This window comes from Microbacterium sp. H6 (genome assembly GCF_003314775.1).
Classification (GTDB): Bacteria; Actinomycetota; Actinomycetes; order Actinomycetales; family Microbacteriaceae; genus Microbacterium; species Microbacterium oxydans.
The window spans coordinates 5,392-10,410 of sequence record NZ_QOAY01000191.1 but is presented as its reverse complement, the minus strand read 5'-3'; the positions used below and the strand labels follow the sequence as shown (position 1 = coordinate 10,410).

Below are 5,019 nucleotides of genomic sequence, written 5' to 3'. Positions count from 1 at the left end.
CGATGATCTCGAGCCGCGTGAAGTCGAGCCACTCCCAGCCGAGACGGTGTGTGGTCGTGAGGATGACGTCGAGCAGATTCGGCATCGAGTCCTCGACCTTCGATGGCGTGAGGGTGAGGGCGGCGAGGCCGATCAGGAACGGGACGCTGAGGGCGAGCGCCCATACCCGGGTGAAACGGCGCGGCGGCGGGAGCAGAGAGCTCATGCGTTCCCTTCGTGCACGGTCCCGGTACAGAGAAGGCCGCCCCTGAGGGCGGCCTTCCGGTGTTACTGGTCGGGGTGACAGGATTTGAACCTGCGACCTCTTCGTCCCGAACGAAGCGCGCTACCAAGCTGCGCCACACCCCGTTTGCAACCCTCCGAGTCTACAGGGAAATGCTCCCCGCGCCGAATCGAGGCCGGATCACACCTGTGCGGTGATGCGTACGGTGATGAGCGCGACGATCAGGAGCAGGAGCCCCCCGCCCGTGGATGCCGCGAGCGTGATGAGGCGCGCACGCCCGCGTGGCAGAGCCATGCAACCGGCTGTGACCAGGATGGGCCAGACATTCGACGTCGTCAACACCCACACGGACAGCATCCCGACGGCACTTTCGCTGTTCCCTCCGCTGGCGCCCAGACCGATGGCCCACGCGACGATCACACCCCAGATCAGCGTGAACAGGAATGCGAGAGCGGCGAGAAGCACGCGCGCAGGGGGACGCACGAGCGAGCGGATTCCACGGAGGAGAGCCATCGCGGGCAGCAGGACACCGATGATGGACACCGCGAGCAGAGTGAGGGCGGATCGAGGCCAATCCGCCAGTCCGAGCGGTGGGCGCGTGGCCTCACTGACGAGGGGCAGAGCGAGCACCGAGAACGTCAGTGGGATCAGGAGGTACATCGCGCTCGCCCCGAAGGCTGCGGTCCGTGCCGTCTTCGCCTCGCCGGGCGGAAGCAACTGCGTCACCCGGCGCGCTCAGCGCCGAGGCTGTGCCGTGAGCGTGAGAAGCGTCGCCTCGGGTCGACAGGCGAAGCGGACCGGCGCGTAGATGGAGTGTCCGCACCCCGCGCTGACGTTGAGCGGCACGGTGCGTCCGCCGTGCGACCAGGTGCTGAGCCCCTTGGCCTGCTTGAGCGGGATGTCGCAATTCGCCACGAGAGCCCCGTACCCGGGAATGCACACCTGACCGCCGTGCGTGTGGCCTCCGAGGATCGCATCGGCGCCGAGATCGGTGAAGCCGTTGAGCACCCGCTGATACGGCGCGTGCGTGACGCCGAGGACGGGCGTCGCCGCGTCACGAGCGCCGAGTGCCGAGATCGCGTCGGGAAGCTCGTCCAGCCGGTCCCAGTCACGGTGGGCGTCGTCGACGCCGAAGAGATGGACGTCGGTGCCTGCGATGCGCAACCGTGCTGCGGCATTGTTCAGGTCGGTCCAGCCCAACTCATCCGTGAAGTACCGGTCCATCGCGTCGGTGTCGAGCAGCTCCGGTTTGTGGTTCTTCTTGGATGGGCCGAGGAAGTAGCGGAAGGGGTTCCGCGGAGACGGCGCTGCCACGTCGTTCGAGCCATGCACGAACACGCCGGGGATACCGGCGAACGGAGCGAAGGCACGCCGGATGCCGTCGAGTCCGTTCTCATGGCCGAGGTTGTCCCCGGTGTTCACGATGAGGTCGGGCTTCAGTTCGGCGAGGGAGGCGAGCCAGTCCTGTTTGCGATGCTGCCACGGCGCCATGTGCGCATCGGAGATGTGCAGGATGCGCAGCGGTGCTGCGCCGGGCGGAAGGGCCACTGCTGAGGCCTCGCGCACGGTGAACAGGTACCGCTCGATGCCGATGCCCCAGATGGCAGCGCCGGCACCCACGGCCCCCACCGCGCCGAGCGCGATGAGGGCCGGGTGCGCGCCGCGTCGTGCCGCTACTGGCACGTCACACGCACGGCGGTGGACTTGCTGGCCGCAGTGCCCGGCGCGGGGTCGGAGTTGCCCACGACGGATGTCGGCGGATTGCACGAGTTGTCGAACTCGATGTCCGTGAAGCCGGCCGCCCCGAGCGCAGCGGTCGCCTGAGCTCTCGACATCCCCACGAGGTTCGCGGGGACGGTCGTCCCCTGGCCGTTACTGGTCGTGAGCGTGACCGTCGCGCCGTTCGGAGCTTCCCCTGTGGGGTCCTGACCGGCGACCAGACCGGCGGCGAGATCGCTGTCGACCGCCCCTCCGACGGAGACCTGGAAGCCGGCGTCGGTGAGGATGCCGGTCGCCTCCTCGACGGACTTGCCCACGACGCTCGGAACCGTCGTCAGCTGCTGTCGGGTCAGCTTGCCGTCCGGCTTCGGGAAGGCGTCTCCGCCGTACGCGGCGTTGGCTGCCCCCTGCGCGGCCTTGGCCAGGGGGTATCGCATGTCGTTGAGGTTCCAGCCGTTGGCCCGCTTCTGGTAGATGTTGGCCTGACCCTGCCAGCGACCCGCCCAGACCGCGGTGGTGACCTTGGTGCTGGACTCGATCATCATGGTCGACCAGCGGTCGTGCGTACCGGTCTTGCCGATGAGGGGAGTGCCGTCGTTCGGGTTGGCGCGGGATCCGGTGCCACCGCCGCTCATCACGCTCTGCAGCGCGAAGGCGGCAGTCGCCGCGATCTCGGGCTGCAGCACGCCGTCGGTGCAGGACGACGCGGGCAACTCGCGGTCTTTACCGTCGGCGCCGACCACGCGATCGATCGCGCGAGGCGTGCAGTACTTTCCGCCGCTCGCGACGGTCGCATAGGCGTTCGCCATGGCGAGAGGAGAGATGTTCTTCGGTCCCAGCACATCGAAGGGGACGTTCTCGTCGGTGACCTTGCCACCGTTCGCGAGCGTCACACCCATGCGGTCGGCAACCTTGTTGATGTCGCAGACATCGAGCTTCGACGCCATCGCGAAGTACCCACTGTTGAGGGAGTTCCTCGTGAAGTTCAGCACCGAGCTCGTCCCGCCGCCGCCGCCGCCGAAGTTGCCGATCTTCTTCGTGTCGGTGCTCTGCTTGGCGCCGCACACGGGGATCCTCAGATTCGTCTGGACGCTTCCGTTGAGCACCTCGTTGACGGAGTGGCCCTTCTCGAGCCAGTCGATCAGCGTGAACAGCTTGTAGGTCGATCCGACCTGGAAGCCCCCAGAGTTGCCGTGGTCCTTGTCACCGGCGAACACCAGCGATGTGTAGGCCTGGTCGTCGGTGGGCGTCTCGGTGAACATGGTGTTCTGCGTCATCGAGAGGATTCGTCCGGTGCCGACCTCGACCGAGACGCCGGCGGCGCCGAAGTTCTGGTTGTCGGCGTTGGCGGGAACGATCTCGGACATGCTCTCGGCGGCCGGGTTCTGGATGCGGTAGTCCAGCGTGGTGTAGATCTTCAGGCCACCGCGGCGGAGCAGATCCGTGCGCTCCTGCTGCGTCTTCCCGAAGGCCTCGTCGTTCAGGACGATCGACTTCACGTACTGGCAGAAGTACGCGCTGGTTCCGGCGGATGCACACCCCTGCGTCGGGGGGTTGAGCGCGGGCGCGATCTCCGATGCGTCGGCCTCGTCGTACTGTGCCTGCGTGATCTTGCCGTCGGCGAGCATGCGACCCAGCACGTAGTGACGGCGGTCCTTCGTGAGTGCGTACCCATCCGCGGCCGTGTTCAGCGCCACGCCCTCGGAGTTCGTGATCGTGCCTTCCGGCTTGTCGATCCGGTAGGTGTTCGGGTTCTGCACGATGCCGGCGAGAGTCGCCGACTGCGCGACCGTGAGGTTCGCGGCCGTCGTGGAGAAGTAGTAGTTCGCGGCCGCCTCGATGCCGTACACGGTTCCACCGAAGTTGGCGATGTTCAGGTAGCCGAGGAGGATGTCGTTCTTGGAGAAGTCCTTCTCGATCTGGATCGCGTAGCGCATCTCCTGCAGCTTGCGCTCGATGCCCTTCGCCCCTGTCGCGTTGGTGGCGTCGAGCCAGCACTGCTGGAGGTCTTCCGAGTAGGTGTCAGACGTGGTGTCGACGTCCTGCTCGCACTTCTGGATCAGCACGTTCTTCACGTACTGCTGGCTGATCGTCGACGCACCACGGCTGGAGGTGCCTCGTACGTTGTCGACCAGGGCCTTCACGGTCGCGCCGATGTTGACGCCGCCGTGACTGTAGAAGTTCTTGTCCTCACTCGACAGGATCGCGTCGTAGAGGGTGGGGGAGACCTGCTCGTAGGTCACCGGCACGCGGTTCTGCTCGTAGAACGACGCGAGCTCGACCTGCGAACCGTCGGGGGCGGTCGCGTAGATGGTCGACTGCTCCATCGGCGTGCTCGGGTCGAGGCTCTCGGGGAGCTGATCGAAGAGGGTGAGAGCCTGGGTGCCTGCGAGGCCGGTCATCGCGAGCACCGGGGTGACGCTGGCCGTGACGAGGAGACCGGCGACGGCGCTCAGGCCGACGAGCCCGACGAGACCGCCGAGCACGCCTCTCACCGTGCGATTCTTTTGGGGCATACGCTTGATCGTAGGGGAGTTCCCTGAATACCGCCTTTGACGAGCCCGCCCCGGATTTCCGGTGCCGCGCCCCGATCGACAGGAGTGCCATGACCACGTGGGAGTACCTCACCACGCCGCTGCTGATCCACAACACGGCAGCCATCCTCAACAACTGGGGCAAGCAGGGCTGGGAGCTCGTGCAGGTCGTGCAGGGGCCCGAAGGCGGGCTCGTCGCCTACCTGAAGCGCCCCGTCACGTCCGACGCGTCGACGAATGCCGGCCTCGCCGCCGCAGAACAGGCCGCCCGTCAGTTCGAGGGAGGCCAGGCATGAGCGTCTCCGCCCGCCTCGCCGAGCTCGGCATCGAGCTGCCTCCGGTCGCCGCCCCGGTCGCCGCTTACGTCCCTGCGGTCGTGCACGGGGGCCTCGTCTACACCTCGGGCCAGCTGCCGTTCGTCGACGGTGCGCTGCCGGCCACGGGCAAGGTGGGCGCCGACGTCTCCGCCGAGGATGCGAAGACCTACGCCCGCACGTGTGCGCTGAACGCTCTGGCCGCGGCGGCGGATGCCGCGGGTGGTGT

General features: G+C 67.2%; 6 protein-coding genes and 1 tRNA gene. 2 read left to right on the top strand and 5 right to left on the bottom strand.

Translation table 11 applies throughout. The features are described 5' to 3' along the window. The 5 genes from DSP71_RS22295 to DSP71_RS12515 all read right to left on the bottom strand — a co-directional run. The coding region (locus DSP71_RS22295; RefSeq protein ID WP_181800729.1) for a hypothetical protein at window positions 1–205 on the bottom strand (205 nt) is incomplete at its 3' end. A 66-nt stretch (window positions 206–271) separates the two neighbouring features. Then, window positions 272–348 (bottom strand) — tRNA-Pro (locus DSP71_RS12530). A gap of 55 nt (window positions 349–403) precedes the next feature. Next, a complete protein-coding gene (locus DSP71_RS12525; protein ID WP_113681257.1) occupies window positions 404–949 on the bottom strand; it encodes a hypothetical protein in 546 nt (181 codons plus the stop codon). 9 nt (window positions 950–958) lie between these two features. Continuing rightward, entirely contained in the window at window positions 959–1,906 is a 948-nt protein-coding gene (locus DSP71_RS12520; RefSeq protein WP_258546422.1) for a metallophosphoesterase, read from the bottom strand. Next, window positions 1,897–4,458: a transglycosylase domain-containing protein gene (locus DSP71_RS12515; RefSeq protein WP_061016518.1), complete on the bottom strand. Its 2,562-nt coding sequence runs from the start codon at window positions 4,456–4,458 to the stop codon at window positions 1,897–1,899. Before DSP71_RS12515 ends, DSP71_RS12520 begins: the two co-directional genes overlap by 10 nt. A gap of 89 nt (window positions 4,459–4,547) precedes the next feature. Here DSP71_RS12515 and DSP71_RS12510 point away from each other — a divergent pair, with 89 nt between their 5' ends. Together DSP71_RS12510 and DSP71_RS23755 are read left to right on the top strand one after the other, a co-directional pair. After that, a complete protein-coding gene (locus tag DSP71_RS12510) occupies window positions 4,548–4,772 on the top strand; it encodes a hypothetical protein (protein WP_021199127.1) in 225 nt (74 codons plus the stop codon). Then, the coding region (locus DSP71_RS23755) for an Atu1372/SO_1960 family protein (protein ID WP_258546421.1) at window positions 4,769–5,019 on the top strand (251 nt) is incomplete at its 3' end. The genes DSP71_RS12510 and DSP71_RS23755, both read left to right, overlap by 4 nt.